This window comes from Streptomyces pacificus (assembly GCF_011766325.1).
Taxonomy (GTDB): Bacteria; Actinomycetota; Actinomycetes; order Streptomycetales; family Streptomycetaceae; genus Streptomyces; species Streptomyces pacificus.
The window spans coordinates 402042-425912 of the sequence record NZ_BLLG01000005.1; the positions used below are offsets into that span (position 1 = coordinate 402042).

General features: G+C 72.3%; 24 protein-coding genes and 3 tRNA genes. 6 read left to right on the forward strand and 21 right to left on the reverse strand.

The genetic code is table 11. The features are described from left to right. Window positions 1-164: 164 nt before the first annotated feature. From SCWH03_RS11565 to SCWH03_RS11590, 6 genes are all read right to left on the reverse strand, one after another. Complete coding sequence (locus tag SCWH03_RS11565; RefSeq protein ID WP_173264057.1) at window positions 165-1220, reverse strand: UDP-N-acetylmuramate dehydrogenase; 1056 nt, start codon at window positions 1218-1220, stop codon at window positions 165-167. Window positions 1221-1497: 277 nt separating this feature from the next. Further along, window positions 1498-1926 (reverse strand): MaoC family dehydratase, encoded by a 429-nt coding sequence (locus SCWH03_RS11570; RefSeq protein WP_173264058.1) that lies wholly within the window; start codon window positions 1924-1926, stop codon window positions 1498-1500. A gap of 4 nt (window positions 1927-1930) precedes the next feature. Next, the gene (locus tag SCWH03_RS11575; RefSeq protein ID WP_173264059.1) at window positions 1931-2383 is read right to left on the reverse strand and encodes a MaoC family dehydratase N-terminal domain-containing protein; all 453 of its coding nucleotides are present in this window, start codon (window positions 2381-2383) and stop codon (window positions 1931-1933) included. A gap of 120 nt (window positions 2384-2503) precedes the next feature. Further along, window positions 2504-2668, reverse strand: coding sequence for a 50S ribosomal protein L33 (rpmG, locus tag SCWH03_RS11580; RefSeq protein WP_003956487.1), 165 nt, complete (start codon window positions 2666-2668; stop codon window positions 2504-2506). A gap of 86 nt (window positions 2669-2754) precedes the next feature. Then, window positions 2755-2827, reverse strand: a tRNA-Met gene (locus tag SCWH03_RS11585). Window positions 2828-2874: 47 nt separating this feature from the next. Beyond that, window positions 2875-2947: transfer RNA gene (locus SCWH03_RS11590), tRNA-Thr, on the reverse strand. A gap of 424 nt (window positions 2948-3371) precedes the next feature. Here SCWH03_RS11590 and SCWH03_RS11595 point away from each other — a divergent pair. The 4 genes from SCWH03_RS11595 (at window position 3372) to nadE (ending at window position 8096) form a co-directional block, all read left to right on the forward strand. Continuing rightward, window positions 3372-4619: an amidohydrolase family protein gene (locus SCWH03_RS11595; protein ID WP_173264060.1), complete on the forward strand. Its 1248-nt coding sequence runs from the start codon at window positions 3372-3374 to the stop codon at window positions 4617-4619. Window positions 4620-5117: 498 nt separating this feature from the next. After that, on the forward strand, window positions 5118-5774 hold the full coding sequence (locus tag SCWH03_RS11600; RefSeq protein ID WP_173264061.1) for an SDR family oxidoreductase: 657 nt from the start codon (window positions 5118-5120) through the stop codon (window positions 5772-5774). A 665-nt stretch (window positions 5775-6439) separates the two neighbouring features. After that, entirely contained in the window at window positions 6440-6898 is a 459-nt protein-coding gene (locus tag SCWH03_RS11605) for a transglycosylase SLT domain-containing protein (protein WP_173264062.1), read from the forward strand. A 367-nt stretch (window positions 6899-7265) separates the two neighbouring features. Further along, complete coding sequence (gene nadE, locus SCWH03_RS11610) at window positions 7266-8096, forward strand: NAD(+) synthase (RefSeq protein ID WP_272491055.1); 831 nt, start codon at window positions 7266-7268, stop codon at window positions 8094-8096. 159 nt (window positions 8097-8255) lie between these two features. Here the strand turns inward: nadE and SCWH03_RS11615 are convergent. Further along, window positions 8256-8337: transfer RNA gene (locus tag SCWH03_RS11615), tRNA-Tyr, on the reverse strand. Between the two features lie 190 nt (window positions 8338-8527). Between SCWH03_RS11615 and SCWH03_RS11620 the strand changes: the two genes are divergently transcribed. Then, complete coding sequence (locus SCWH03_RS11620; protein WP_173264063.1) at window positions 8528-9016, forward strand: YajQ family cyclic di-GMP-binding protein; 489 nt, start codon at window positions 8528-8530, stop codon at window positions 9014-9016. A gap of 358 nt (window positions 9017-9374) precedes the next feature. Here SCWH03_RS11620 and SCWH03_RS11625 read toward each other — a convergent pair whose 3' ends face one another. Continuing rightward, entirely contained in the window at window positions 9375-9644 is a 270-nt protein-coding gene (locus SCWH03_RS11625; RefSeq protein WP_173264064.1) for a GlsB/YeaQ/YmgE family stress response membrane protein, read from the reverse strand. A gap of 116 nt (window positions 9645-9760) precedes the next feature. Here SCWH03_RS11625 and SCWH03_RS11630 point away from each other — a divergent pair, with 116 nt between their 5' ends. Further along, window positions 9761-11005 carry an APC family permease gene (locus SCWH03_RS11630; RefSeq protein ID WP_173264065.1) on the forward strand — a complete coding sequence of 415 codons (1245 nt, stop codon included), beginning with the start codon at window positions 9761-9763 and terminating at the stop codon, window positions 11003-11005. A gap of 146 nt (window positions 11006-11151) precedes the next feature. Here the strand turns inward: SCWH03_RS11630 and SCWH03_RS11635 are convergent, their stop codons facing one another. The 13 genes from SCWH03_RS11635 to SCWH03_RS11695 all read right to left on the reverse strand — a co-directional run bounded on the left by SCWH03_RS11635 (window position 11152) and on the right by SCWH03_RS11695 (window position 23707). Next, window positions 11152-11544 carry a YccF domain-containing protein gene (locus SCWH03_RS11635; RefSeq protein ID WP_173264066.1) on the reverse strand — a complete coding sequence of 131 codons (393 nt, stop codon included), beginning with the start codon at window positions 11542-11544 and terminating at the stop codon, window positions 11152-11154. Further along, the gene (htpX, locus tag SCWH03_RS11640; protein ID WP_173264067.1) at window positions 11541-12404 is read right to left on the reverse strand and encodes a zinc metalloprotease HtpX; all 864 of its coding nucleotides are present in this window, start codon (window positions 12402-12404) and stop codon (window positions 11541-11543) included. Before htpX ends, SCWH03_RS11635 begins: the two co-directional genes overlap by 4 nt. A gap of 162 nt (window positions 12405-12566) precedes the next feature. After that, window positions 12567-13025, reverse strand: coding sequence for a large conductance mechanosensitive channel protein MscL (gene mscL / locus SCWH03_RS11645; protein ID WP_173264068.1), 459 nt, complete (start codon window positions 13023-13025; stop codon window positions 12567-12569). 262 nt (window positions 13026-13287) lie between these two features. Continuing rightward, window positions 13288-14877 (reverse strand): NADH-quinone oxidoreductase subunit N, encoded by a 1590-nt coding sequence (locus SCWH03_RS11650; RefSeq protein WP_173264069.1) that lies wholly within the window; start codon window positions 14875-14877, stop codon window positions 13288-13290. Next, window positions 14874-16427 carry an NADH-quinone oxidoreductase subunit M gene (locus SCWH03_RS11655; protein WP_173264194.1) on the reverse strand — a complete coding sequence of 518 codons (1554 nt, stop codon included), beginning with the start codon at window positions 16425-16427 and terminating at the stop codon, window positions 14874-14876. The genes SCWH03_RS11650 and SCWH03_RS11655 overlap by 4 nt, the downstream gene beginning before the upstream one ends. Window positions 16428-16454: 27 nt before the next feature. Further along, a complete protein-coding gene (locus tag SCWH03_RS11660; RefSeq protein ID WP_173264070.1) occupies window positions 16455-18482 on the reverse strand; it encodes an NADH-quinone oxidoreductase subunit 5 family protein in 2028 nt (675 codons plus the stop codon). Next, the gene (gene nuoK / locus SCWH03_RS11665; RefSeq protein ID WP_173264071.1) at window positions 18479-18838 is read right to left on the reverse strand and encodes an NADH-quinone oxidoreductase subunit NuoK; all 360 of its coding nucleotides are present in this window, start codon (window positions 18836-18838) and stop codon (window positions 18479-18481) included. Before nuoK ends, SCWH03_RS11660 begins: the two co-directional genes overlap by 4 nt. Beyond that, window positions 18838-19407 carry an NADH-quinone oxidoreductase subunit J family protein gene (locus tag SCWH03_RS11670; protein ID WP_173264072.1) on the reverse strand — a complete coding sequence of 190 codons (570 nt, stop codon included), beginning with the start codon at window positions 19405-19407 and terminating at the stop codon, window positions 18838-18840. Before SCWH03_RS11670 ends, nuoK begins: the two co-directional genes overlap by 1 nt. Next, entirely contained in the window at window positions 19404-20039 is a 636-nt protein-coding gene (locus tag SCWH03_RS11675) for a NuoI/complex I 23 kDa subunit family protein (protein ID WP_173264073.1), read from the reverse strand. The genes SCWH03_RS11670 and SCWH03_RS11675 overlap by 4 nt, the downstream gene beginning before the upstream one ends. Then, entirely contained in the window at window positions 20036-21007 is a 972-nt protein-coding gene (locus tag SCWH03_RS11680; protein WP_173264074.1) for a complex I subunit 1/NuoH family protein, read from the reverse strand. The genes SCWH03_RS11675 and SCWH03_RS11680 overlap by 4 nt, the downstream gene beginning before the upstream one ends. Beyond that, complete coding sequence (locus tag SCWH03_RS11685; protein WP_173264075.1) at window positions 21004-22566, reverse strand: NADH-quinone oxidoreductase subunit C; 1563 nt, start codon at window positions 22564-22566, stop codon at window positions 21004-21006. Before SCWH03_RS11685 ends, SCWH03_RS11680 begins: the two co-directional genes overlap by 4 nt. Then, window positions 22563-23312 carry an NADH-quinone oxidoreductase subunit B gene (locus SCWH03_RS11690; RefSeq protein WP_173264076.1) on the reverse strand — a complete coding sequence of 250 codons (750 nt, stop codon included), beginning with the start codon at window positions 23310-23312 and terminating at the stop codon, window positions 22563-22565. The genes SCWH03_RS11685 and SCWH03_RS11690 overlap by 4 nt, the downstream gene beginning before the upstream one ends. After that, window positions 23303-23707 carry an NADH-quinone oxidoreductase subunit A gene (locus SCWH03_RS11695; protein ID WP_173264195.1) on the reverse strand — a complete coding sequence of 135 codons (405 nt, stop codon included), beginning with the start codon at window positions 23705-23707 and terminating at the stop codon, window positions 23303-23305. Before SCWH03_RS11695 ends, SCWH03_RS11690 begins: the two co-directional genes overlap by 10 nt. Window positions 23708-23871: the final 164 nt, after the last annotated feature.

Genomic DNA, 23871 nt, shown 5'->3' on the forward strand with positions numbered 1-23871 from the left:
CCCGGCGCGGAATCGGTCCGGCACGGAATGCGCCCGGGTCCCCGGACGTCCGGGGAGGGGAGGCGGGAGCCGAGGGCGCGGCCTTCCGCCCGCCCCGTCGCAGCGGACCCCGCGTGACGCCGCATGACGCCGCGCGAGGCCGTGCGGTGCCGCCCCGGACGGCCTCAGATGCTGACGCCCACCGTCACGGGTTCGTTGACGAGCGTGACCCCGAAGGCGTCGCGGACCCCGGCGACCACCTCGCGAGCCAGGGCGAGGAGGTCCTCGGTGGTGGCCTCGCCGCGGTTGGTGAGGGCCAGGGTGTGCTTGGTGGAGATCCGGGCGGGGCCGCCGCCGTACCCCTTGGGGAAACCGGCCTTGTCGATGAGCCAGGCGGCGGAGGTCTTGGTGTGCCCGTCGCCGGCCGGGTAGGCGGGCGCGGAGGCGTCCTCGCCGAGCCGGTCCCGCACCCGGCCGAGGAAGGCCTCGTACTCCCCCGCCGACAGGATCGGGTTGGTGAAGAAGGAACCGGCCGACCAGGTGTCGTGGTCGTCGGGGTCGAGGACCATGCCCTTGCCGGCACGCAGCTTCAGGACCGTCTCTCGGGCCGCGGCCAGCGGCACCCGGTCGCCGGCCCCGACCCCGAGGGCCCGTGCGGTCTCGGCGTACCTGAGGGGAGCGGACAGGCCCCCCGCATCCTCCAGCCGGAAGCGGACGCGCAGCACCACATAGCGGTCGGGGGCGGCCTTGAAGCGGCTGTGGCGGTAGGTGAAACCGCAGTCGGCGTTCGGCACGGTGACCGTCCCGCCGGTGCGCCGGTCGTAGACGACGACCTCGGTGATGGTGCTGGAGACCTCCTGGCCGTACGCCCCGACGTTCTGGATCGGGGTGGCACCGGCCGAGCCGGGGATGCCGGACAGGCATTCCACTCCGGCGAGTCCGGCCTCGACGGTGCGGGCCACGGCATCGCTCCAGACCTCGCCCGCAGCGAGTTCCAGCTCCCCGCCCTCCAGCCGGAAGCCGGTGGTGGCGATGCGCAGGGCGGTCCCCTCGAACCCCTTGTCCCCGATCACCAGGTTGCTGCCGCCGCCGATCAGCAGCAGCGGGGTCCCGGCGGCGTCCGCCTCCCGCACGGTGGCGATCACCTCGTCGTCGGTGGTGGCCGTGACGAGACGGGTGGCAGGACCGCCCAGGCGGAAGGTGGTCAGCGGGGCGAGGGGCGCGTCGTGGAGTTCCAGCACGGGGACAAGAGTACGGTCCGGTCGGCAGCCGTCCGGGGCTGGCGGGACCCTGGGGCGGGCGGGACCCTGCGCTCGGGGAAGGCCCACCCGATCGTCCGCGAGCGTCCGGACTCCCCGGCAGGCCCTCTGCGTTTCCGCGTTCGCCCGGCCTGGCCCCGGACACAACGGGCGTACCCCGACCCGGCAGGGCCCCCGCAGGCGCGCCGCCGCGGCCGGGCGCACCGCCACGGTCGGGCGCACCGCACCCCGGTGTCCGGCCGCACCCCGGTGTCCGGCCTCAGGCGAGGCGGACGACCGCCCGGGACATCCCCAGTACCTTCTGGCCCGCCGAGACCGCCGTCAGGTCGACGCGCACCAGGTTGCCGTCCAGCTTGGCCGCGACCTTGCCGCCGACCTCGATCACCGCGCCCTGGCCGTCGTCCGGCACGACCACCGGCCTGGTGAAGCGAACCCCGTACTCGACGACCGCACCCGGGTCGCCCAGCCAGTCGGTGACCACCCGCGCCGCCTCGGCCATCGTGAACATGCCGTGTGCGATCACGTCCGGGAGGCCGACCTCCCTGGCGAACTTCTCGTTCCAGTGGATCGGGTTGAAGTCCCCGGATGCGCCCGCGTACCGGACCAGCGCGGCCCGGTCCACCGGGAAGGTCCGCGCCGGCAGTTCGGTCCCGACCTCGACGTCCTCGTATGCGATCTTCGCCGCCATGGGGTCAGTCCTCCTCGGCGGCGCGCGCCACCAGCTTGGTCCACGCGGTGACGACATGCTCTCCGGCCTCGTCGCGCACCTCACCGCGAATGTCCAGGATGTCGTTGCCCGCGAGCGACTTGATCGCCTCGATCGTGGAGGTGACCGTCAGGCGGTCCCCCGCCCGCACCGGACGGGCGTAGGCGAACCGCTGGTCCCCGTGCACCACGCGGCTGTAGTCCAGGCCCAGCTGCGGGTCCTCGACGACCTGTCCGGCCGCCTTGAACGTGATGGCGAACACAAAGGTCGGCGGGGCGATCACGTCCGGGTGTCCGAGCCGGCGGGCGGCCCCGGGGTCCGTGTACGCGGGGTTGGCGTCACCGATCGCCTCCGCGAACTCCCGGATCTTCTCCCGGCCGACCTCGTACGGCGCGGTGGGCGGATAGCTCCGCCCGACGAAGGACTGGTCGAGCGCCATGGACTCGCTACCTCCTGTTTTTCCCTTACTGGCCGATGGCACCGGAAGACCCGCCGGTAGCCCCGGGACAAACGACACGAGGCCGCCCCCGGTGGGGGCGGCCTCGCATACGAGCCTGATTCAGCGCGTCTCGCGGTGCGCGGTGTGGGAGTTGCAGCGCGGGCAGTGCTTCTTCATCTCAAGACGGTCCGGGTTGTTGCGCCGGTTCTTCTTGGTGATGTAGTTCCGCTCCTTGCACTCCACGCAGGCCAGCGTGATCTTCGGGCGGACGTCGGTGGCAGCCACGTGAGTGCTCCTTGGACGGATGGACGGATGGAACGCAGAAAAGAGTAGCCGATCGAAGGACCGACCCCGCAATCGGCTACTGTGCGTAGCGGTGACCGGACTTGAACCGGTGACACAGCGATTATGAGCCGCTTGCTCTACCGACTGAGCTACACCGCTTTGATGCAGGATCCCCTCGCCCGAAGGCGAGGATCACCCAACACCAGAGCCCCAATACGGAATCGAACCGTAGACCTTCTCCTTACCATGGAGACGCTCTGCCGACTGAGCTATTGGGGCGAGCGATGAAGACATTACACGGTCGCCCACCGATCGCCCAAATCCGTTCACAGGCGACGCTGACCCCCTTCGAGGCGGACCGCTACACACCGATACAACCCTGTGCATGGTGATGTGTTCCGGCGTGGTTCCGGCACAAGGCCGGCACGGTTGCCCAGCGGTCCGGGCACGCCCGCCGCCCCTACCCCTCGGCGGGCACCGCCGTCCCCACCCGCAGTCCCCACCCGTCGCCCCCACCCATTCACTCCACCCATCACCCCACCCCCCGCGCCCGCCCCCCTGCGCCACTTGCGGCCACACCGGTACGACTATTGCGCTCTTCCTCGATGCGGGGTCGGGGCGCCCCTAAGGTCTGTCACACGCCGGGTGATCTTGATCGTCCCGCGGGCCGACCGCAGGCCACTCCCCCGCCCTCAGGAGCGCGATGCCCGACAGCCAGGCGCAGCCGCCCGACGGCGCCACCGCGGACAGCACCACACTGCTCCTGAGCGGCGCCAGGCTCACCGACGGACGCACGGTCGACGTGCGGCTGAGCGGCGCGCGCATCGAGGCCGTCGGCACCGCCGGCAGCCTGAGCTCCGCGGCGACGGCGCGCTCGGCCCGCGTGGACCTCGGCGGCTATCTGCTGCTGCCCGCCCCCGCCGAGCCGCACGGCCACGCCGACACCGCGCTCACCGCGCTCGCGCCGGAGGGGCCGGTGTCGTACACCGCCGAGGACGTGCAGAGGCGCGCCACCGAGGCAGCGCTGCTCCAGCTCGGGCACGGGGCGACGGCCCTGCGCTCGCACGTGCGGATCGGCGATGTCCAGGGACTCGGCCCGTTGGAGGCCGTACTGGAGGCACGACGGGCGCTGCGCGGACTCGCCGAGGTGACGACCGTCGCCGTACCCCGGCTGCTGACCGGGGTGGCGGGCGCGGACGGCCTCGCGATGCTGCGGGACGCGCTGAAAGCGGGCGCTTCCGTGGTGGGCGGCAGCCCGGACGCCGATCCGGATCCGACCGGCTACACGGAGGCGGTACTGGAGGCCGCTGCCGAGCACGGCTGCCCGGTGGACCTGCACACCGACGGCGACGATCCCGCGCGGCTGGCCCGGCTCGCCGCCATGGCCGGGGGCCTGCGTCCCGGGGTGTCGATCGGCCCGTGCGCCGGTCTTGCCCGGTTGCCCGCGGATGTGGCATCCCGGACGGCGGACCAGCTGGCCGCCGCCGGGGTCACGGTCGTCTGCCTTCCGCAGGGCGGCTGCGCGGGCTCCGAACTGCGCGGGGTCGCTCCCGTGCGGCTGCTGCGGGCGGCAGGAGTGCCCGTCGCCGCGGGCAGCGGGGCGATGCGGGACGTGGCGAATCCGGTGGGCCGCGGCGACCCGCTGGAGGCTGCCTTCCTGCTCGCCTCGCAGGGCGGGCTGCGGGTCCCGGACGCGTACGACGCCGTCAGCGCGGCGGCGCGGGCGGCGATGGGCCTGCCGGAGGTGCGGCTGGAGGCGGGCTTCCCGGCGGAACTCCTCGCCGTCCGGGGCGAGCGGCTTGCGGGCGTCCTCTCACTCGCATACAGCCGGATCGTCATCCACCGGGGACGCGTGGTGGCCCGGACCAGCGCGGTACGGGAGTACTGCGACTCGGCGGCGGCGGTGGCACTGGAGCTGCCACGACAGGGGCGTCCCGATCCGAGGCCGTGAGGGAGGCGGGCCGGAAACCGGGCAGAGGGCGGGCGGGGTGCGTGTGGAGACCGGGCAGCGGGCGGGCGAAGCCGGTTCGGGGACATGGGCGGGAGTGGGGCATGGCGGAAAGAGCCGGGCCGGGAGGCACGGGGCGCGGGTGGAGGCGGGAGCCAGGAGCCGGGAGCCGGGAGCCGGGAGCCGATAGACGGGAGCCGATAGACGGGGGACGCGCACGCGATCGGACCCGGTCGGGGCTGCTGGTTGGACCGGCTGGAGCCGAAGCCGCTCCAGCCGGCGCGTCCGGGCCGGACCGGGCCGCCCGGGCCGAACCAGGCCCGTATACGCCGCTGCGCCGCCGGGTGCCGTGACCCGTGACTCCGACACGGCGGGCGAAAGCCAAGAAAACGGGTGAAAGACAAGAAAACGGGGCGCGCTCCGGCGCCCGGCCGACATCAGCCCCTCCGGGTCCCCGGCCGGCGCGCGCACGGGGAGCCGGACGGGCGTACGGTCGGGAGCATGCGGATAGTCATCGCCGGAGGACACGGCCAGATCGCGATGCGCCTGGAGCGGCTGCTCGCCGCCGGCGGGCACGAGCCCGTGGGCATCATCCGGAAACCGGAGCACGGCGACGACCTACGGGAGGCTGGTGCGGAGCCCCGCCTGCTCGACCTCGAGTCCGCTTCGGTGGAGGAGGTCGCGGCGGTGCTCCAGGACGCGGACGCGGCGGTGTTCGCGGCGGGCGCCGGTCCGGGGAGCAGTGCCGAGCGGAAGAAGACGGTGGACCGGGACGCCGCGGTCCTCTTCGCCGACGCGGCCGAACGGGCCGGGGTGAGGCGGTACGTCGTCGTGTCGTCCATGGGCGCCGACCCCGGCCACCGGGGCGACGAGGTGTTCGACGCGTACCTGCGGATGAAGGGCGAGGCGGACGCCTACGTCATGGGCAAGGAAGCCCTGGACTGGACGATCCTGCGCCCCGGGATGCTGACGAACGACGCCGGCAACGGGCTCGTCCGGCTGGAGGCCGGCACCGGGCGCGGGACCATCCCCCGGGACGATGTGGCCGCTGTGGTGGCCGAACTGCTGGACGGTTCGGCGACGGCGGGGCTGGTCCTGGACGTGATCAGCGGCAATGTGCCCGTCACGGTCGCGGTGAAGGCGATCGCGGGCAACTGAGCCCCCGCCGCTTCGGCGCCCGGCCGTGAGGAGGCAGGCGCCCCGGGCGGGCCTGGACGGGGCCCCGGGCAACTACACACGCGCCCCGTCCCGAACCCCGCCCGAGTCAGGGCTCGGCTAGGGGCTCGGGTAGGGCCAGTACGGTTGGGGCCCGGGGCCAAGCCCGGATGAACGGGGGGGACGGGACAGCCCCCCATCCGGCCGATCCGACCGGCCACCGGCGTGCGGGACGTGTGACGCGGCGGCGCGGAGCGCGGGCAACCGCCGACTCATCGTCATCGACGCTGCCCGGAGCACGAGTTGCCCCAGGGACCGCCCGCCGGTCGGCCGCTACCCGCTCCGGCGGCATTCCCCCTCTCCGTACACCGCGCCGGCGCCCCCACGTTCCGCCGGTGTCTCGAGCAGCAGGCTCGCTGCATGCAGGCCGAGCCGGTCATCCCGGGGCGACACCCGACGGCACCAGCCCGCCCGACCCGTCACCGTGACGGGAAACACACCCCATATGACACGGTATTTATTGCCTTGTGGCGCCAATCACAGAATTGCCCCTTGCCGCCACCCACCCTCATTCGGATGCTGAAACCCCCGGCGGCGGAAACCCCCATTCCCGATTAACCGCCCCACATGGGATCAGACCTTCAGCATTCATGCGAAAGGGCGGCGTCATGCGGCTTTCCCCCCTCCCCCGTAGAGCGACACCCAAGATCGCCCGATACCTCGCGGCCGGTCTCGCGGCGGCCACCGTCGCGACCGGTGCGACCTGGGTGGTCACTCCATCCCAGGCCTCCGCGGCCCCTGTCGGCGCACAGCGGATCGACGGCTGGATCACGCACTCCCTGGCGGTCATGGAGGCCAAGGGAATCCCCGGCAGCTACCACGGGATCCACCGCAATCTGATGCGCGAGTCGAGCGGCGATCCCTACGCGATCAACCTCTGGGATTCCAACGCGAAAAAGGGCATTCCCTCCAAGGGCCTCATGCAGGTAATTGAACCGACATTTCGGGCATACCATGTCGAAGGCACCTCATGGGATATTTACGACCCCATTGCCAATATCACTGCGGCATGCAACTACGCGGCCAAGCGCTACGGGTCCATCGACAACGTCAACGGCCCCTACTGAACCTCTGCCCCCCACCCACCCCCTGCGCCGTCTCCCCACCCGCCGGGCAGCCCGCGGTCCCCATGACGTGCCGGGTACCGCGAGCCACGGCCCGCACGTGCGACGGCCATGGCTCTGACGGCGCCCGCGCCCGTGTCTTGCGCAACGGCGCCCGTCTCCGCACCCGTACCCGTACCCGTCCCTGGACGCGTCCCCTCAACCCTGCGGGTGCCCGTTCCCTCAGCGGCCTCCCTACCGGGTCCGCCCTTGCGTCCCGCCCGCCACGGGCATCTGACGGATCCGTCTGAGCTGCGGAGAAGCCCCCACCCGCAGACGTTAGGGTGGGCGCGACACGGCAGACCGCCCCCCCCAGGAGCCAGGAGCAGACGTGAGCGAGTCGGCGCCCATCGCCCTGCAGCAGGAGATAGCCCGGGAACTCCAGGTCGCCGAGACCTTCGATGCCGAGCACGAGATCGAGCGCCGGGTGGCCTTCCTCGCCGACCGCCTGACCTCCACCGGTCTGCGTTCCCTGGTGCTCGGGATCAGCGGCGGTGTCGACTCCACCACCACCGGCAGGCTCTGCCAGCTCGCGGTGGAGCGCGCCCGGGCGGCCGGGCACGAGGCGCGGTTCCACGCGATGCGCCTGCCGTACGGGGTGCAGGCGGACGAGCACGACGCGCAGCTCGCGCTGGCCTTCATCCGGGCCGACCAGGTGCTGACCGTGGACATCAGGCCGGCGAGCGACGCCGCCCTCGCCGCCTTGCCCGCCTCGGGGGTGGCCTTCCTCGACGCCCACCACCGGGACTTCGTGCTCGGCAACATCAAGGCCCGGCAGCGCATGATCGCCCAGTACGCGGTAGCGGGCGCGCACGACGGTCTGGTCGTCGGCACCGACCACGCCGCCGAGGCGGTCTCCGGCTTCTTCACCAAGTTCGGCGACGGCGCCGCGGACCTCGTGCCGCTGACCGGCCTGACCAAGCGCCGGGTGCGCGCCGTCGCCGACGCGCTGGGTGCGCCCGCCGAACTGGTGTGGAAGACCCCGACGGCCGACCTGGAGACCCTCGACCCGGGCAAGGCGGACGAGGACGCGCTCGGGGTCACCTACGACGACATCGACGACTTCCTGGAAGGCAAGCCGGTGGACGCGCGCGCCTTCGAGACGATCGTCCGCCGCTTCCGGGCCACCGGCCACAAGCGAGCGCTGCCCGTCGCCCCCTGAGGGCCGGCGCTTCCCGCAGGGGCCGGGGCGCTGACGGCCCGTCGGGGACCACCGCCGCGACCGCCGTCGGACCGGGACCACCGCCGAAGCCGCGTCGGGCCGACGAGAAGACCCCCGCCGTCCTGCGCTTCCGCAGGTCGACGGGGGTCTCACTTCGCGTGGCGGCGCCAGGATTCGAACCTGGGTAGGCTAAGCCGACGGATTTACAGTCCGCTCCCATTGGCCACTCGGGCACACCGCCATGGGATGCCGCTCTGGAGCGGCTTGCGCGTGGTGCTCCGGGGCGACGACGTAAACGATACCCGATGCCCAGGGGTGCTCTGCCACCGGTTTGATCAGCACCTGCGGCGGACGCGGGTGGCTAGGCTTTGCCCTGGCGGTCCGGGCATCCGGCCGTGCGTACAGCCACCCGATACAAGGAGCCACAGGACATGGCCGACTCCAGTTTCGACATCGTCTCGAAGGTCGAGCGGCAGGAGGTCGACAACGCCCTCAACCAGGCCGCAAAGGAGATCTCGCAGCGCTACGACTTCAAGGGAACCGGCGCGACCATCGAGTGGTCGGGCGAGAAGATCCTGATGCAGGCGAGCGGCGAGGAGCGGGTCAAGGCGATCCTCGACATCTTCCAGTCCAAACTGATCAAGCGCGGTATCTCGCTGAAGGCGCTGGAGACCGGCGAACCGCAGCTCTCCGGCAAGGAGTACAAGCTCTTCGCCTCGATCCAGGAGGGTATCTCCCAGGAGAACGCGAAGAAGGTCGCCAAGACCATCCGAGACGAGGGCCCGAAGGGCGTCAAGGCCCAGGTGCAGGGCGACGAGCTGCGGGTCAGCTCGAAGAGCCGGGACGACCTGCAGGCCGTCATCACGCTGCTGAAGGGCAAGGACTTCGACTTCGCCCTGCAGTTCGTCAACTACCGCTGATCAAGTGGCCTGACCTGCACGGGCGTAGTCAGGCTGAGCGGGCAGGGCACAACGGGGGACATATCCCCGAGGACTGCCTCAACGGCGGCCCCCGTTGTGCCCTCCTCGTCCGGCCGCAGGTGTGCGGGTATGTGTCGAGCCTGATCGACGGCTTGGGGAGGCCGGGCGCGGAGCGCCCCGCTTCGCGTACCGGCGGAGGGCCCCGTCCCCGGGGCAGCCGGGTCACGCCGGGTGGTCCGGCTACCCGCGGCGGGATGCCGGGCCGGGGCGCCGTTGCCGCGTTCGAGAGATCTCCATCCGCCCGAGACCGCACCGACGACCCGATGCCGCGAGGGTCGCAGGGTCCGCCGGACAGGTTCTAGCGGGACCGGGAGTGGCCGAAGAGGATCCGGTACGCGATCAGCAGGACGAGTGCACCGCCGATGGCGGACACCCAGGTGGCCCCGTCATAGAAGTCCTGGGCGATCGGCCGGTCCAGGAAGCGGGACGATATCCAGCCACCGACGAAGGCGCCGGCGACCCCGATGAGAGTGGTGCCGATCAGTCCGCCCGGGTCCCGGCCGGGAAGCAGGATCTTGGCGACGATCCCCGCGAGCAGCCCGAGGATGATCCAGCTGATGATGCCCATGCCATGACCTGCCTTTCGTTGTGCGCGTTCCCGGGTTTCCTCCCCGTAACGCGCTGCTGCCATGTAGGACGATCGTGGTACGGAGTGCGGTTGCGGCCGTGCGTAGGGTGCGGCGTATGACACATGAGCTGCGCAGGTCGCTGGGCGTGTTCGACGCCGTGGTCATCGGTCTGGGCTCGATGGTCGGAGCCGGGGTGTTCGTCGCCCTGGCGCCCGCGGGCTCGGCGGCCGGCACCGGGCCGCTGCTGCTCCTTGCGCTGGGTCTCGCCGCGGCCGTCGCCTACTGCAACGCCACGGCGTCGGCCCGGCTCGCGGCCCGCTACCCGGCGTCGGGCGGGACGTATGTGTACGGGCGGGAGCGGCTCGGACCGTTCTGGGGGTATCTCGCGGGCTGGGCGTTCGTCGTCGGCAAGACCGCCTCGTGCGCGGCGATGGCGCTGACGGCGGGGGCGTACCTGTGGCCGGAACAGGCGCACGCCGTCGCCGTGGCGGCTGTCGTGTCCCTGACCGCCGTGAACTACGGAGGCGTCCGGAAGTCCGCCTGGCTGACCCGGGCCATCGTCGCGGCCGTGCTCGCGGTGCTGGCGGCGGTCGCCACCGCCTCCCTCGCCTCGCCGTCAGCGGACCCGGAGCGGCTGCTGTCGGGTGGCCCCGGCGGCGGCACGGGCGGTGTGCTGCAGGCCGCCGGACTGCTGTTCTTCGCCTTCGCCGGATACGCGAGGATCGCCACGCTCGGCGAGGAGGTGCGCGACCCGGCCCGGACGATCCCACGCGCGATCCCACTCGCCCTGGGCATCACCCTGGCGGTGTACCTGGCCGTGGCCTGCGCGGTCGTCTCGGTGCTCGGCGTCGGCGGGCTCGGCCGGGCGGCGGCCCCGCTGGCCGAAGCGGTACGGGCGGCGGGGGCGGAAGGGCTGGTCCCCGCGGTGACGGCCGGTGCGGCGGTGGCCGCGCTCGGCTCGTTGCTCGCGCTGATCCTCGGTGTGTCCCGGACGACGCTGGCGATGGCCAGGGACGGTCATCTGCCGCGTACGCTCGCCGCCGTCCACCCCCGCTTCAGGGTCCCGCACCACGCGGAGCTGGCGGTGGGGTCGGTGGTGGCCGTGGTGGCGGCGACGGCGGATCTGCGGGGCGCGATCGGCTTCTCGTCGTTCGGTGTGCTCGTGTACTACGCCCTCGCCAACGCCTCGGCCTGGACGCTCGGTTCCCGGGGGCGGGTGCTGACCGCCGCCGGGCTGGCGGGTTGCCTGGTGCTCGCGTTCGCCTTGCCGTCGTCGTCGGTGGTGGCGGGCGCGGCGGTGCTGGCTGCGGGAGCGGCGGCGTACGCGGTACGGGCACGGGCCGGCCGGGGACGGACCTGAAGCCCCCCTCGCCCGGGAGCCGGTGGTACGGGCGCGGGCCGGCCGGGCGGAGGCCGGCCGTGCGCCTCGCCTCATGGCGGACGGCCGGTGGCCGCCTGGTGACCGGACGGCTGGCCGCTACCGCGTCGCGAACGGACGGCTGGCCGCTACCGCGTCGCGAACGGCTGGTCGCTCGGCACGATCTCCTTGCCCAGCGGCAGCAGTGACACGGGGATCAGCTTGAAGTTCGCGATGGCCAGGGGGATGCCGATGACGGTGAGGCAGAGGGCGATGCCCGTGGCGATGTGCCCGAGGGCCAGCCACCAGCCGGCCAGCACCAGCCAGATCACGTTCCCGATGCAGGACGGGGCGCCCGCGTCCCGGCGCTCGACCACCGTCCGGCCGAAGGGCCACAGGGTGTAGCCGGCGATCCGGAAGGCCGCCAGGCCGAACGGGATGCCGATGACGGTGAGGCAGAGCAGGATGCCGGCCAGCAGATAGCCGAGGAACAGCCAGAATCCGCCCAGGACGAGCCAGATGACGTTGAGGACTGTCTTCATGGGCGGTGACCTGCCATCTGTTCGAGACGGGCGATGCGTTCGGCCATCGGTGGATGGGTGCTGAAGAGCCTGGTGACGGCCTCTCCCGGCCGGAAGGGATTCGCGATCATCATATGACTTGCCGTCTCGATCTTCGGCTCCGGCGGCAGGGGCAGCTGCCTCGTGCCCTGCTCGAGCTTGCGCAGGGCGCTCGCGAGGGCGAGCGGGTCGCCCGTGAGCCTGGCGCCGTCCGCGTCGGCCTCGAACTCGCGGGAGCGGCTGATGGCAAGCTGGATGACGGACGCCGCGAGGGGGCCGAGGATCATGACCAGCAGCATGCCGAACAGCCCGGGGCCGTCGTCGTCGTCCGAGCGGCCCAGGGGAATCAGCCAGGCGAAGTTCACCAGGAACATGATCACCGAGGCGAGGGCGCCGGCCACCGACGAGATGAGGATGTCCCGGTTGTAGACGTGGCTCAGCTCGTGGCCGAGCACGGCCCGCAGTTCGCGCTCGTCGAGGATCCGCAGGATGCCCTCGGTACAGCAGACCGCGGCGTTGCGCGGATTGCGCCCCGTGGCGAAGGCGTTCGGCGCCTGGGTCGGTGAGATGTACAGCCGGGGCATCGGCCGGCGGGCGTGGGTGGAGAGCTCGCGGACGATCCGGTACAGCGCGGGTGCCTCGAACTCGCTCACCGGGCGGGCGCGCATGGCCCGCAGCGCGAGCTTGTCGCTGTTCCAGTAGGCGTAGGCGTTCGTCCCCAGGGCGACGACCACGGCCACGACCAGGCCGGTACGGCCGAACAGACTGCCGATGACGATGATGAGGGCCGACAGCCCTCCGAGGAGAACGGCGGTCCTCAGTCCGTTGTGCCGGCGGTGCACGGTACGCCCTCCAAGTGGTTCGGCAGGGGAACCTCTGCGGTCGCGGTCCGCTCTCCAGTGGACCCTCCCGTACTGGTCAACGCCAGGCGGGAGCCGCGGGTTCCCCCGCCGCCAGGGGCGTGGACGGCGGCACCGCTGGGCCGTTCGGGCGACCCGGCCGGCTCAGCGCTGCGACGGGAGCAGCCCGGCCTTCTCGAGTGCCTCGGGGAGCGGCTGCACATCGCTGGTGCAGTGGGCGCAGCGGCTGGCGATCGCGGGGATCTCCGTGTAGCAGCGCGGGCAGTCGCGCACCGCGGCCTTGATCCCGGCCGGCTTCTCCTTGGTGAAGCGGTTCTGGACCTTCAGCATCGGGACGACGACGAAGAAGTAGAGGACCGCCGCGGTGATCAGGAAGGCGATGGCGGCGCTGACGAAGAGGCCGTAGGGGAACTTCACCCCCTGGACGGTGAAGACGGCCTTGCTGAAGTCGCCGGCGCCCTTCGTGGCCACGCCGATCAGCGGGGTGATGAAGGCGTTGCTGAATCCCGTGACGACCGCTGTGAAAGCGGAGCCGACCGCGAGACCGATCGCCAAGGTGATCACGTTCCCGCGGAGGATGAAGTCCTTGAACCCGCTCAGCACAGCGGTACTCCTTTGCCGTCGCTGTTTGCCGTTGCTGTCTGCCGTTGCTGTCTGCCGTCGCCGTCTGCCGTCGCTGCCGGCCCGGCCCTGTGCCAGGCCTGCACCGTGTCGGGCCTGCACCGCGTCCGGGCTGCCGCCATCCGTGTGCGGTCACCACCGTGCCCGTTGCGGGCGCCGCTTGTCGAACCGCCGGTTCCGCCCGCCCGGCGGCCCCGCCCGCCCGTGTCGTGGACGGGTCGGAGGGGTCGAACGCGCGGACGGGTCAGAAGAGGTCGATGGCGGCGAAGCGCAGGACGAGCTGAGGCCAGCCGGAGAGCACGACTCCCGCGGCGGCGGTGAGCACGATGGCGGTGGTGACCAGTGCGGGGCCGCGACGTCCGGCCGGAGAGCCGTCCTGCAGGGGCGCGGCTGCGGGCGCGGGCGCCTCGTGCGGCGCCCGGAAGAGCTGCGCGGTCCACTGCAGGTAGTAGTAGAGCGCGATCACGACGTTGACCGCCATGACGACGGCGAGCCAGCCGAGGCCGGCGTCGACCGCGGTCGAGAACACCGCGACCTTGGCGAAGAGGCCGATGACACCGGGCGGCAGACCGGCCAGGCAGAGCAGGAAGAAGCCAAGCGCCAGGGCGGCCGCGGGGCGCGTCGCATACAGGCCGCGGTAGTCCGCGATCCGGTTCAGCGGCTTCGTACGGGCGACCAGGGCGACCACGGCGAAGGCCCCGAGGTTCACGACGGCGTACATCAGGGCGTACGCGACGGTGGCGCCGATCGGTACGTCCCCCGACCAGGCGGACGCGGCGACCGGGACCAGGATGTAGCCCGCCTGCCCCACCGAGGACCAGGCCAGCAGCCGTACGGCGCTGTGCGCGCGAGTGGGCGACTGGCGAACTGCGGCGACGTTGCCCGCGGTCATGGTCAGGGCCGCCAGTACGGCGACGACCGGGCCCCACACACCGGCGTGGGCGGGGAAGGCGATGACCGTCACCAGGATCAGCCCGGAGAAACCGACGGCCTTGCCGATGACGGAGAGATAGGCGGCGACGGGCAGCGGCGCGCCGACATAGGTGTCGGGCACCCAGAAGTGGAACGGTACGGCGGCGGTCTTGAAGGCGAAGCCGACCAGGGTGAGCGCCACACCGGCCGCGGCCAGCGTGTCCAGCCGGCCGGGGACGTCGTCCATCCGGGCCGCGATCCGGGTCAGGTGGAGGCTGCCGGTCGTCGCGTAGACGAAGCTGACGCCCAGCAGCATCACGGCGGTGGCCGTGACCGAGGACAGGAAGAACTTGAGCGCGGCCTCGCTGGACATCCGGTCGCCCCGGCGCATGCCGACCAGTGCGAACGCGGGCAGCGAGGCGACCTCGAGCGCGACGACGAGGGTGGCCAGGTCCCGCGCGGCGGGCAGCAGGGCCGCTCCGGCCGCCGAGGACAGCAGCAGGAACCAGTACTCGCCGGCGGGCAGCCGCTTCCGGGTCTCGGTCACGGAGAGCAGCGCGGTGACGAGCGCCCCGCCCAGCACCAGGAACTGGATCACGAGCGTGAACCGGTCCACCGTGTAGCTGCACACGTCGGGGGCGGTGGTCAGGCAGAACGTGGCGCGGTCGGCCGTGCGCAGCGGCACCAGCGAGAGCAGCGCGACGGCGAGGGCCGCGACGGCCGCGTAGCCCAGCAGCGTCTTCTTCCGCTCGGCGACGAAGAGGTCGGCGACCAGGATGAGCAGGGCGGCCACCGCGGCGATGGTGGGCGGGGCGATCGCGAGCCAGTCGACGGACTGGACTACGGACTGGACGACCGGCTGGGCGGGGAACTGGACGGGAGGCGCGGAGAGCGCATGCGGTGCGGCGGCGGCCAGGGTCATGCCTTTCCTCCAGAGAGGAGCTTCTGCACGGCCGGATCGGTGAGGCCGAGGAGGACCGCGGGCCAGAGTCCGGCGAGGAGGGTGAGGGCGACGAGCGGCGTCCAGGCGGCGAACTCGTAGCCCCGCACGTCGGCGAGCCGCGCCTCTCCGGCGGGCCGGGCGCCGCCCATGCAGACCCGGCGGACGACGACCAGCAGGTACGCCGCGGTGAGGAGGGTGCCGAGGCCGCCGATCGCCATGAAGGTGAGGAAGGCGGGACGGCTGAGGCCGTCGGCGGGATCGAAGGCGCCGAAGAGGGCGAGCATCTCGCCCCAGAACCCGGCCAGGCCGGGAAGGCCGAGCGAGGCCGCCGCCGCGAAGGCCAGCAGGCCGCCGAGGCGGGGGGCGCGGCCGTACAGCGCGGCGCCGGTGGCGCCGGCGAGGGTGTCGAGGTCGGCGGTCCCGTAGCGGTCCTTGACGGCGCCGGTCAGGAAGAAGAGCAGACCGGTGATGAGGCCGTGCGCGATGTTGGCGAAGAGCGCGCCGTTGACGCCGGTCGGGGTCATGGTCGCGATGCCCAGGAGCACGAAGCCCATGTGGCCGACGGAGGAGTAGGCGATCAGCCGCTTCAGGTCGCCTCTGGAGCCGGGCCTGGCGAGCGCGAGGCAGGCGAGGGAGCCGTAGACGACGCCCACGACGGCGAAGGCGGCGAGGTACGGGGCGAGGACCAGCATGCCGTCGGGCGCGACCGGCAGGAGGATCCGGACGAACCCGTAGGTGCCCATCTTCAGCAGCACCCCGGCGAGCAGGACCGAGCCGACCGTCGGGGCGGTGGTGTGGGCATCGGGCAGCCAGCTGTGCAGCGGCCACATCGGGGTCTTCACCGCGAGGCCGATCCCGATCGCGAGGACGGCGGCGACCTGCACGGAGAGGCTGAGGCCGCGGCCGTTGTCAGTGGCGAGTGCCAGCATGTCGAAGGTGCCGGCCTGCAGTCCCACGAGGAGCAGGCCGAGCAGCATGACGACCGAACCGAGCAGGGTGAAGAGGATGAACTTCCAGGCCGCGGGGCGCCGGCCGGCGCCGCCCCAGCGGGCGATGAGGAAGTACATCGGGATGAGGACCGTCTCGAAGGCGAGGAAGAACAGCAGCAGGTCGAGGACGGCGAAGGTGGCGAGAGTGCCGGACTCGAGCACGAGGATCAGCGCGACGAACGCCTTGGGGGACGGGCCCTCGGGCATCGCGAAGTAGCTGTACAGCGCGCAGAGGAAGGTCAGCAGCGCGGTCAGGACGAGGAGGGGGAGGGAAATGCCGTCGGTGCCGAGGTGGATCCGCACGTCCAGCGCCGGGATCCAGCTGATGTCCGTCGTGGCCTGCATCTTCGACGGCTGGTCGTGGTCGAAGCCCAGCGCGAGGACGATCGCCGCGGCGAGGACCGCGCCGGTGACGGTCACCCCGTGCCGCAGCACGGCCTGGTCCGGTGATTTCCCCTTCAGCCCGGGCGGGGCCGGCAGGAGGGCCGCTGCGGCGCCGATGAGCGGGCCGACGACGATGAACGCGAGAAGGAACTGCATCACGGATTCGCTGATATCGAGCACGGCTCACACTCCCGCGGCGACGAGTACGACGGCGATCGCCAGGACGACGGAGCCGGCCAGCAGTGCGCTGAGATAGGTCTGCACGTTTCCGGTCTGCGCACGGCGGACGAGCCACCCGAGCCAGTTGGTGCCGGTACCCGCGCCGCGTACATAGGTGTCGACGACCTCCCGGTCGAGGAACCTGACCAGTTCGGCGCCGGCCGTGACGGGGCGGACGAACAGGGCGCGGTAGACGGCGTCGAGGTGGAAGCCCGCCGCGGCGGGCCGGTGCAGCGGGCCGAGCAGCAGCCGGCCGGGGTCGGCCGGTTCGGGTGCGGCGCCGATGTCCCCGTACGCGGGTTCGCGGCCGGTGACCGCCTCGGGGGCCGGGGCGACCGCGGGTGAGACCGGGGGTTCGGAGACCGGGGGTTCGGCCTTGCGGTGGGGCTCGGGATGGGCGGCGGCGCCGTTCGGGACGCGCGAGGCAAGAGCCGTGGTGTGCCGCCAGGTGGCATAGGTGACGAGCCCGCCGACGAGGGCGACTCCCGTGCCGAGCACGGCGGTGGTGAGGGTCGGCTGCAGCGGCCGGCCGTCGAACCAGTCGCCGATGAAGCCCGCGGTCAGCCCGAAGGCGAGCGACGGTACCGCCAGCGCCCAGAGGACCGCGCTCATCACCGCGGGCTGCCGGCCGTGGTCGGGGGCCCCGGGGCCCCGGCCGCGGAAGGCCAGCAGCCACAGGCGGGTGGCGTACGCGGCGGTGAGGAGGGCGGTGAGCAGACCGGAGACCAGCACGGCCCAGCCCGCCGCGACCGGGGCGGCGGACTCCCCGAGCGCGGTCCGCTCGGCGGCCACGAGCACGGCCTCCTTGGAGAAGAAGCCGGCGAAGGGGGGGATGGCGACGAGCGCCAGCAGGGCGATGGCCATCGTCCAGTAGGCGTCGGGGATCCGCCGGCCCAGGCCGCTCATCCGGGACATCGCGGCGAGCGAGTTGGTGCCGGCGGCGTGGATGACCACACCGGCCGCGAGGAAGAGGAGTGCCTTGAACGCACCGTGGGACAGGAGGTGGAAGAGGGCGGCGCCGCGGTCCCCCACGGCCAGCGCGCCCGACATATAGCCGAGCTGGCTGATCGTCGAGTAGGCGAGGACCCGCTTGATGTCGTCCTGGGCGAGGGCGGCGAGGGCGGCACCCGCCATGGTGATCGCCGCCAGCACGGCGAGGACGGTCAGCGCGGCGGCGGACGCGGCGAAGACGGGAAGGAGCCGGGCGACGAAATAGACACCCGCGGCGACCATCGTCGCGGCGTGGATCAGCGCGGAGACCGGTGTCGGGCCGGCCATGGCGTCGGGGAGCCAGGTATGCAGCGGGAACTGGGCGGACTTCCCCGCGACACCCGCGAGCAGCAGCAGCGCCACCAGGGTCGGGTGCTCGATCGCCCCCGTGGCGACGGCGCCGAGGATCCCGGTGATGCGGAACGTTCCGGCGTCCACGGCCAGTGCGAACAGACCGAAGAGGAAGGGGACGTCGCCGAGTTTGGTGACCAGGAACGCCTTCAGGGAGGCCGCGCGCGCCTCGGGCGTCTCCCAGTAGTGGCCGACCAGGAAGTACGAGCAGATGCCCATGACCTCCCAGCCGACCAGCAGCACCATCAGGTCGCCGGAGTAGACGACAAGCAGCATCGCGGAGGTGAACAGTGAGACAAGGGCCGCGTAGGAGGGGTAGCGCGGGTCGTCGCGCAGATAGGCCGTCGAGTAGATCTGCACGCAGGAGGCGACGACACCGACCAGGACGGCGGCCAGGACGGCGAAGCCGTCGAGGTAGAGGGCCAGGTCGACGGGCACCGACCCGGTGGGGGTCAGCCGGGTGGACGCGCTGATCGGCCGTTCGCCGCCCTGGCGTACGGCGACCAGGACGGCGAGCGCGGCGGCGGCCAGCGTGGGCAGCACGGCCAGGGGCCGGGTGAATCCGGGTGACCTGCGGCCGAGGAGCAGGCCGGCTGCGGCGCCGAGGAAGGGAAGGAGGGGGACGAGAACGGCGAGGGTCGTCGTGTTCACGCGGTGGCCTCGGCCTTCTCCGCCGGCGCGGGGCCGCCAGGTGGTTCACGGCCCTCGGCGGTGTCGCGGAGCCTGTCGATGTCCGAGGTGCCGCGGTTGCGGTACACCATCAGGACGATCGCCAGGCCGATACCGATCTCCGCGGCGGCGATGGCGATGGTGAACAGCGTCAGGGCCTGGCCGCTGTGCAGCGCGTCGCGCAGCCACACGTCGAAGGCGACGAGGTTGAGGTTGACGGCGTTGAGCATGAGCTCGACCGACATCAGGACCAGGATCGCGTTGCGGCGCGCGAGCACCCCGTACAGGCCCGTGCAGAAGAGGAGGACGGAGAGCACCGCCGGATAGACGAGATGCATCAGCTCTTCCCCTCCCGGCCCTCGGGGCTCCTGCGGGACAGGACGATCGCTCCGACCAGGGCGGCCAGCAGCAGCACGGAGAGCGCCTCGAACGGCAGCACCCAGTGCCGGAAGAGGATCTCGCCGGTGACCCGGGTGGAGCCCTGGGCCGGTCCTTCGAGGTCGATCCACGTCGTGCGGAACGCGTCGACGACCACCCAGACCAGGGCGGCGGCCGCGGCGGCCGCCACGGTCAGTGCGGCGGCACGGTTCCCGGAGTCGGCGTCGGGGGAGCGGCCGATGGGAGCCTTGGTGAGCATCAGCCCGAAGAGCAGGAGGACGACCACGGAACCGACGTAGATCAGCACCTGCACCCAGGCGATGAACTCCGCGGTCAGCAGGAGGTACTCGACCGCCAGCCCGCCAAGCGCCACGACCAGCCACAGGGCGGCGTGCACCAGTTGCCTGGTCGTCACGGTGAGGACGGCGGCGGCGAGGGTGGCGACGCCGACGAGCAGGAAGGCGATCTCGACGCCCGTCGGGGACAGGAAACCGTTCCCCGTCTGGGCGACGGCGTGGGCGAGGGTCATGACCGGCCCCCCCGGTCCGGAGGAGTGGCCGGGCCCGTGGCGTCCGGTGTCCCGGTCGCCTGGCCGGCCCCGCCGTCCTGGGCACGCGCGGCGGCGAGCTTCTCCGCGGCCTTGCGGGCCGCGGCGAGTTCCTTGGGCTCCTCGGCGGACGGGTCCAGCGCGGGCGGCGCAGGAACCGTCCACATCCACTCGCGCAGCTTGTCCCGCTCATGGGTCAGCTCGCGGATGTCGGTCTCCGCGTACTCGAACTCCGGCGACCAGAACAGCGCGTCGAAGGGGCACACCTCGATGCAGATGCCGCAGTACATGCAGAGCGAGAAGTCGATGGCGAACCGGTCGAGGACATTGCGGGAGCGCTCACGGCCCCCTGGGGCGGCGGCCGGGACCGTCTCCTTGTGGGAGTCGATGTAGATGCACCAGTCGGGGCACTCACGGGCGCAGAGCATGCAGACCGTGCAGTTCTCCTCGAACAGACCGATCACCCCCCTCGAGCGGGGCGGGAGTTCGGGCTGCACGTCGGGGTACTGCGCGGTGTGCGCGCGCTTCGTCATCGTCCGCAGGGTGACGGCGAGCCCCTTGGCCAGGCCGGATCCCGGGATGCGGGACCGGGACGGCGGATGGGAGCCGGTCATGGCTGGATCACCACCTTGACGACGCCGGTGAGGGCGATCTGGGCGAGGGCGAGCGGGACGAGCGCCGTCCAGGCGAGCCGCTGGAGCTGGTCCTCCCGCAGCCGCGGAGAGGACACCCGGATCCAGATCACGACGAAGGCGAGCACCGCGGTCTTCAGCAGGGTCCACAGCCAGCCGAGGCCCTCGGCACCGAACGGGCCGTGCCAGCCACCGAGGAAGAGGACGGTGGTCAGACCGCAGAGGACGACGATGCCCGCGTACTCGGCGAGCAGGAACAGGGCGAAGCGCAGCCCGGTGTACTCCGTGTACGCGCCGAAGATGATCTCGGAGTCGGCGACCGGCATGTCGAACGGCGGGCGCTGCAACTCGGCGAGACCGGCCACGAAGAAGACCAGGGCGCCCACGATCTGCCAGGGCAGCCACCACCACTCGAAGGCGTCGAGGATGCCGAGGAGGGAGACGGTACCGGCGGCCATGGCGACGGACGCGGCGGCCAGCAGCATCGGCAGCTCGTAGGCGAGGAGCTGCGCGGCGGTGCGCAGGGCGCCGAGGAGCGAGAACTTGTTCGCCGAGGCCCAGCCCGCCATCAGCGAACCCAGCACACCGACGCCCATGACGGCGAGCACGAAGAAGACGCCCGCGTCGACGACGACGCCGACCGCTCCCTCGCCGGGACCGATCGGGATCGCGACCAGCACGAGCAGATACGGCAGGAGCGCGACGGCCGGCGCGAGCTGGAACACGCGGCGGTCGGCGGCGGCCGGGACCACGTCCTCCTTCTGCGTGAACTTCACCCCGTCCGCGACGAGCTGCGCCCAGCCGTGGAAGCCGCCTGCGTACATGGGGCCGACCCGGCCCTGCATATGGGCCATCACCTTGTGCTCGGTCTGCCCGACGACGAGGGGCAGCACCAGGAACACGGCGAACACGGCGAGGAGCCGCAGGGCGACGTCGAGTGCGTCGTTCACGCGTGGTCGCCTCCTGAGGCGTCGTCGGACCGCGGACCGGATCCTTCATCGGGCCCGCCGTCCGGCCGGGGAGCCGGGGATGCGGGAGGGGGGCCGTCGGGGCGTGCCGCCGGGCGCGGCCCGGGGGCGGCTGCCCGCCCGGGGCGCGGCCCCGGCTCGGACCCCGGCTCGGACCCCGGCTCGGACCCCGGCTCAGGGGCAGGCCCTGACTTTGACTCAGGTCCCGGCTCGGACCCCGGCTCAAGGGAAGGCCCTGACCCGGGACCTTGCCCAGGTTCCGGCTCGGGGGCAGCCCCTTGCCCGGTCGAAAGCTCGCGGGCAGATCCTTGCCCGGGCTCAGGGGCAGCCCCTTGCCCGGGCTCCGGCTTCGGCTCGGGGCGCGACTCGGGCTCTGGGGCAGACGCCGGCCCGGGCCCCCGCTCCGGCTCGGGTCCGGCCGCGGCGCCGGGTGGCGGCGGCGTCGGGCCTTCGCCCCGTCCGGCCTGATCCGCGGGGTCGGTCTCCGGCCGCTCCGGGTCGTCGAACGCCGGGCGGGCATGGTGCCAGGGAGCGTCGGTGGCGCGGGTGCGCGAGGCCGGGCCCGACGGGGGTTCGACCTCGCCGGGCCGGCCCGTTGGGCGATCCGCCGTGCCCTGGGCGCGTTGCGGTGGGGTGTCCGCCTGCTGAGCGGTCCCTCGCCGGCTGGCCGGACCTTCGGACGCGGAGCGCGAACGCCGTTCGGGCACCTGACTCGCCGACCCCTCGGCGGCGGAACGGGACCGCCGCGCCGGAGGCCCGCCGCCGGCTGCCCGCGGCCCCTTCGCCGCAGCGGCCGGACCGCCCGAACGGGCCTGGCCCGCGGTGTCCGTCCGACCGGCCGAAGCCGCGGGGCCGCCCGGCCCGGCCTGACTCGCCGACCCCTCCGCCACGCTGCGGGTGCGGCGCGGAGGGCGCTCGCCGGCGGCGCGCGGAGGGCGGGCTGTGCGGGCGGCTGCAGGGGGGAGCTGGCCCCTGAGGGGGCCCCACTCGTTCGGGTCCGGGACGCCGGGCGGCAGCATCTGGCGCCGCTTCGGACCGCCGTGCTCCGACTCTCCCGGTTCCTTCGCCCCCGGCCATGCCTTGGCGACCCGCGCCGCGAGTACGAAGTCCTTGCGCAGCGGGTGTCCTTCGAACGTTTCGGGGAGGAGCAACGGCACCAGATGCGGATGGCCGGTGAAGTCCACGCCGAACATCTCGTGGGTCTCGCGCTCGTGCCAGCCCGCGCCGGGGAAGATCTCCACGGCCGTGGGAAGCACGGGTGCGTCGTGCGGAACGGTCGTACGCAGCATCAGCCTGCGCACGGAGGTCCCCTCCGCCGCCTTCTCCAGCGACACGACGTGGGCGCAGACGCGGAATCCGGTGCCCGGTTCGTCGACGGCGCTGAGCCAGTCGAAGTAGGTGCAGCCGAGTTCGTCGCGGGCGATCCGAAGCGCGTCCGGCCACGCGGAGGCCGGAACGTCCACGGTCAGCAGCTCGTACGCCGCCTCGGCGGTCGCTTCCGGGCCGAAGCGCTCCGCGATGTCGGTCTCGAAGGTGCTCACGAGGCGGCTCCTCCCCGGTCGGACCCGCGCCCGTCCTGCGCCTCGTCCTGCGACGGCGTCGCACCCGGCGCCGTCGCACCGAAGGGGGAGTCCGGGGCGTTCCCGGCCGGCCCGGGCGGGCTCACCAGCCCACTGCGGAGTTCGCTCACCGAGGCCCGCCCGGAAGCGGTGGCGTACCGCTCGCCCAGCGACTCGCGAGCGATCTTCTCCTGAAGTTTGAGAACGCCCCCCAGCAGCGCCTCGGGCCGCGGGGGGCAGCCCGGGACGTAGACGTCCACGGGGATGATCTGGTCGACGCCCTTGGTCACGGAGTAGGAGTCCCAGTACGGGCCACCGCAGTTCGAGCAGGCCCCGAAGGAGATGACGTACTTGGGCTCGGGCATCTGCTCGTACAACCGCTTGACGGCGGGCGCCATCTTGTCGGTGACCGTGCCCGACACCACCATCAGATCGGCCTGGCGCGGGCCGGGCGCGAACGGGATCACGCCGAGGCGGATGAAGTCGTGCCGGGCCATCGACGCGGCGATGAACTCGATCGCGCAGCAGGCGAGACCGAAGTTGAAGACCCACAGGCTGTAGCGGCGGCCCCAGTTCAGGATCACCTTCATCGGCTCGGGTGCGAGCCGGGAGAGGGCTCCCAGCCTCCTGGGTTCCGGCAGCGGCACCGGCTCGGCTGCGGGTTCGGCTGCCGGTCCAGCTGCGGGTTCGGCGGGCTCCTGGCCCGGGGTCCGCGGGGTCACGTCCATGTGAGGACGCCCTTCTTCCATGCGTAGAGAATTCCCACGGCCAGGAAGCCGAGGAAGATGAACATCTCCACGAGTGTCGTCGCCCCGTATCCGGCCGCGGCGAAGACCGTGGCCCACGGGAACAGGAAGATCGAGTCCACGGCGAAGATCACGTAGAGGAACGCGTACACGTAGTAGCGGACCTGGGTGTGCGCCCAGCCCTCGCCCACGGGGTCGACCCCGCACTCGTACGTGAGCAGCTTCTCCGGAGTCGGCACGACCGGCCGCAGCAGCCGTCCCGCGCCGAACGCCACGGCAACGAAGAGCACCCCGACGAGGGCGAGCAGCCCGACCACCGCGTAGCTCTGGAAGTAGTCGGCCGCGAGTACGGCCGGCGATTCGGGAAGTGTCCGCACGTCCACCCCTCGCTCCCTGCCCGTTCGACGATCTGTACGCACGGGAGTCTAGGCCCTGTTAAAGAAACGGTAAGCGGGCGTGTCAGTCATCGGACCGGAACAACGGGCACCGCACCGGTGGGGATATCCCCACTCCGCCTTCACCCCCATACCCCATGGCGTGC

What these genes read in the sequence shown, in the direction of transcription:
- SCWH03_RS11570 (WP_173264058.1), bottom strand. Translation starts at nt 1,926, where the DNA reads ATGGCGGCGAAGATCGCATACGAGGACGTCGAGGTCGGGACCGAACTG.
- SCWH03_RS11575 (WP_173264059.1), bottom strand. Translation starts at nt 2,383, where the DNA reads ATGGCGCTCGACCAGTCCTTCGTCGGGCGGAGCTATCCGCCCACCGCG.
- SCWH03_RS11595 (WP_173264060.1), top strand. Translation starts at nt 3,372, where the DNA reads ATGCCCGACAGCCAGGCGCAGCCGCCCGACGGCGCCACCGCGGACAGC.
- SCWH03_RS11600 (WP_173264061.1), top strand. Translation starts at nt 5,118, where the DNA reads ATGCGGATAGTCATCGCCGGAGGACACGGCCAGATCGCGATGCGCCTG.
- SCWH03_RS11605 (WP_173264062.1), top strand. Translation starts at nt 6,440, where the DNA reads ATGCGGCTTTCCCCCCTCCCCCGTAGAGCGACACCCAAGATCGCCCGA.
- SCWH03_RS11620 (WP_173264063.1), top strand. Translation starts at nt 8,528, where the DNA reads ATGGCCGACTCCAGTTTCGACATCGTCTCGAAGGTCGAGCGGCAGGAG.
- SCWH03_RS11625 (WP_173264064.1), bottom strand. Translation starts at nt 9,644, where the DNA reads ATGGGCATCATCAGCTGGATCATCCTCGGGCTGCTCGCGGGGATCGTC.
- SCWH03_RS11630 (WP_173264065.1), top strand. Translation starts at nt 9,761, where the DNA reads ATGACACATGAGCTGCGCAGGTCGCTGGGCGTGTTCGACGCCGTGGTC.
- SCWH03_RS11635 (WP_173264066.1), bottom strand. Translation starts at nt 11,544, where the DNA reads ATGAAGACAGTCCTCAACGTCATCTGGCTCGTCCTGGGCGGATTCTGG.
- SCWH03_RS11650 (WP_173264069.1), bottom strand. Translation starts at nt 14,877, where the DNA reads ATGACCCTGGCCGCCGCCGCACCGCATGCGCTCTCCGCGCCTCCCGTC.
- SCWH03_RS11655 (WP_173264194.1), bottom strand. Translation starts at nt 16,427, where the DNA reads ATGCAGTTCCTTCTCGCGTTCATCGTCGTCGGCCCGCTCATCGGCGCC.
- nuoK (WP_173264071.1), bottom strand. Translation starts at nt 18,838, where the DNA reads ATGCATCTCGTCTATCCGGCGGTGCTCTCCGTCCTCCTCTTCTGCACG.
- SCWH03_RS11670 (WP_173264072.1), bottom strand. Translation starts at nt 19,407, where the DNA reads ATGACCCTCGCCCACGCCGTCGCCCAGACGGGGAACGGTTTCCTGTCC.
- SCWH03_RS11675 (WP_173264073.1), bottom strand. Translation starts at nt 20,039, where the DNA reads ATGACCGGCTCCCATCCGCCGTCCCGGTCCCGCATCCCGGGATCCGGC.
- SCWH03_RS11690 (WP_173264076.1), bottom strand. Translation starts at nt 23,312, where the DNA reads ATGGACGTGACCCCGCGGACCCCGGGCCAGGAGCCCGCCGAACCCGCA.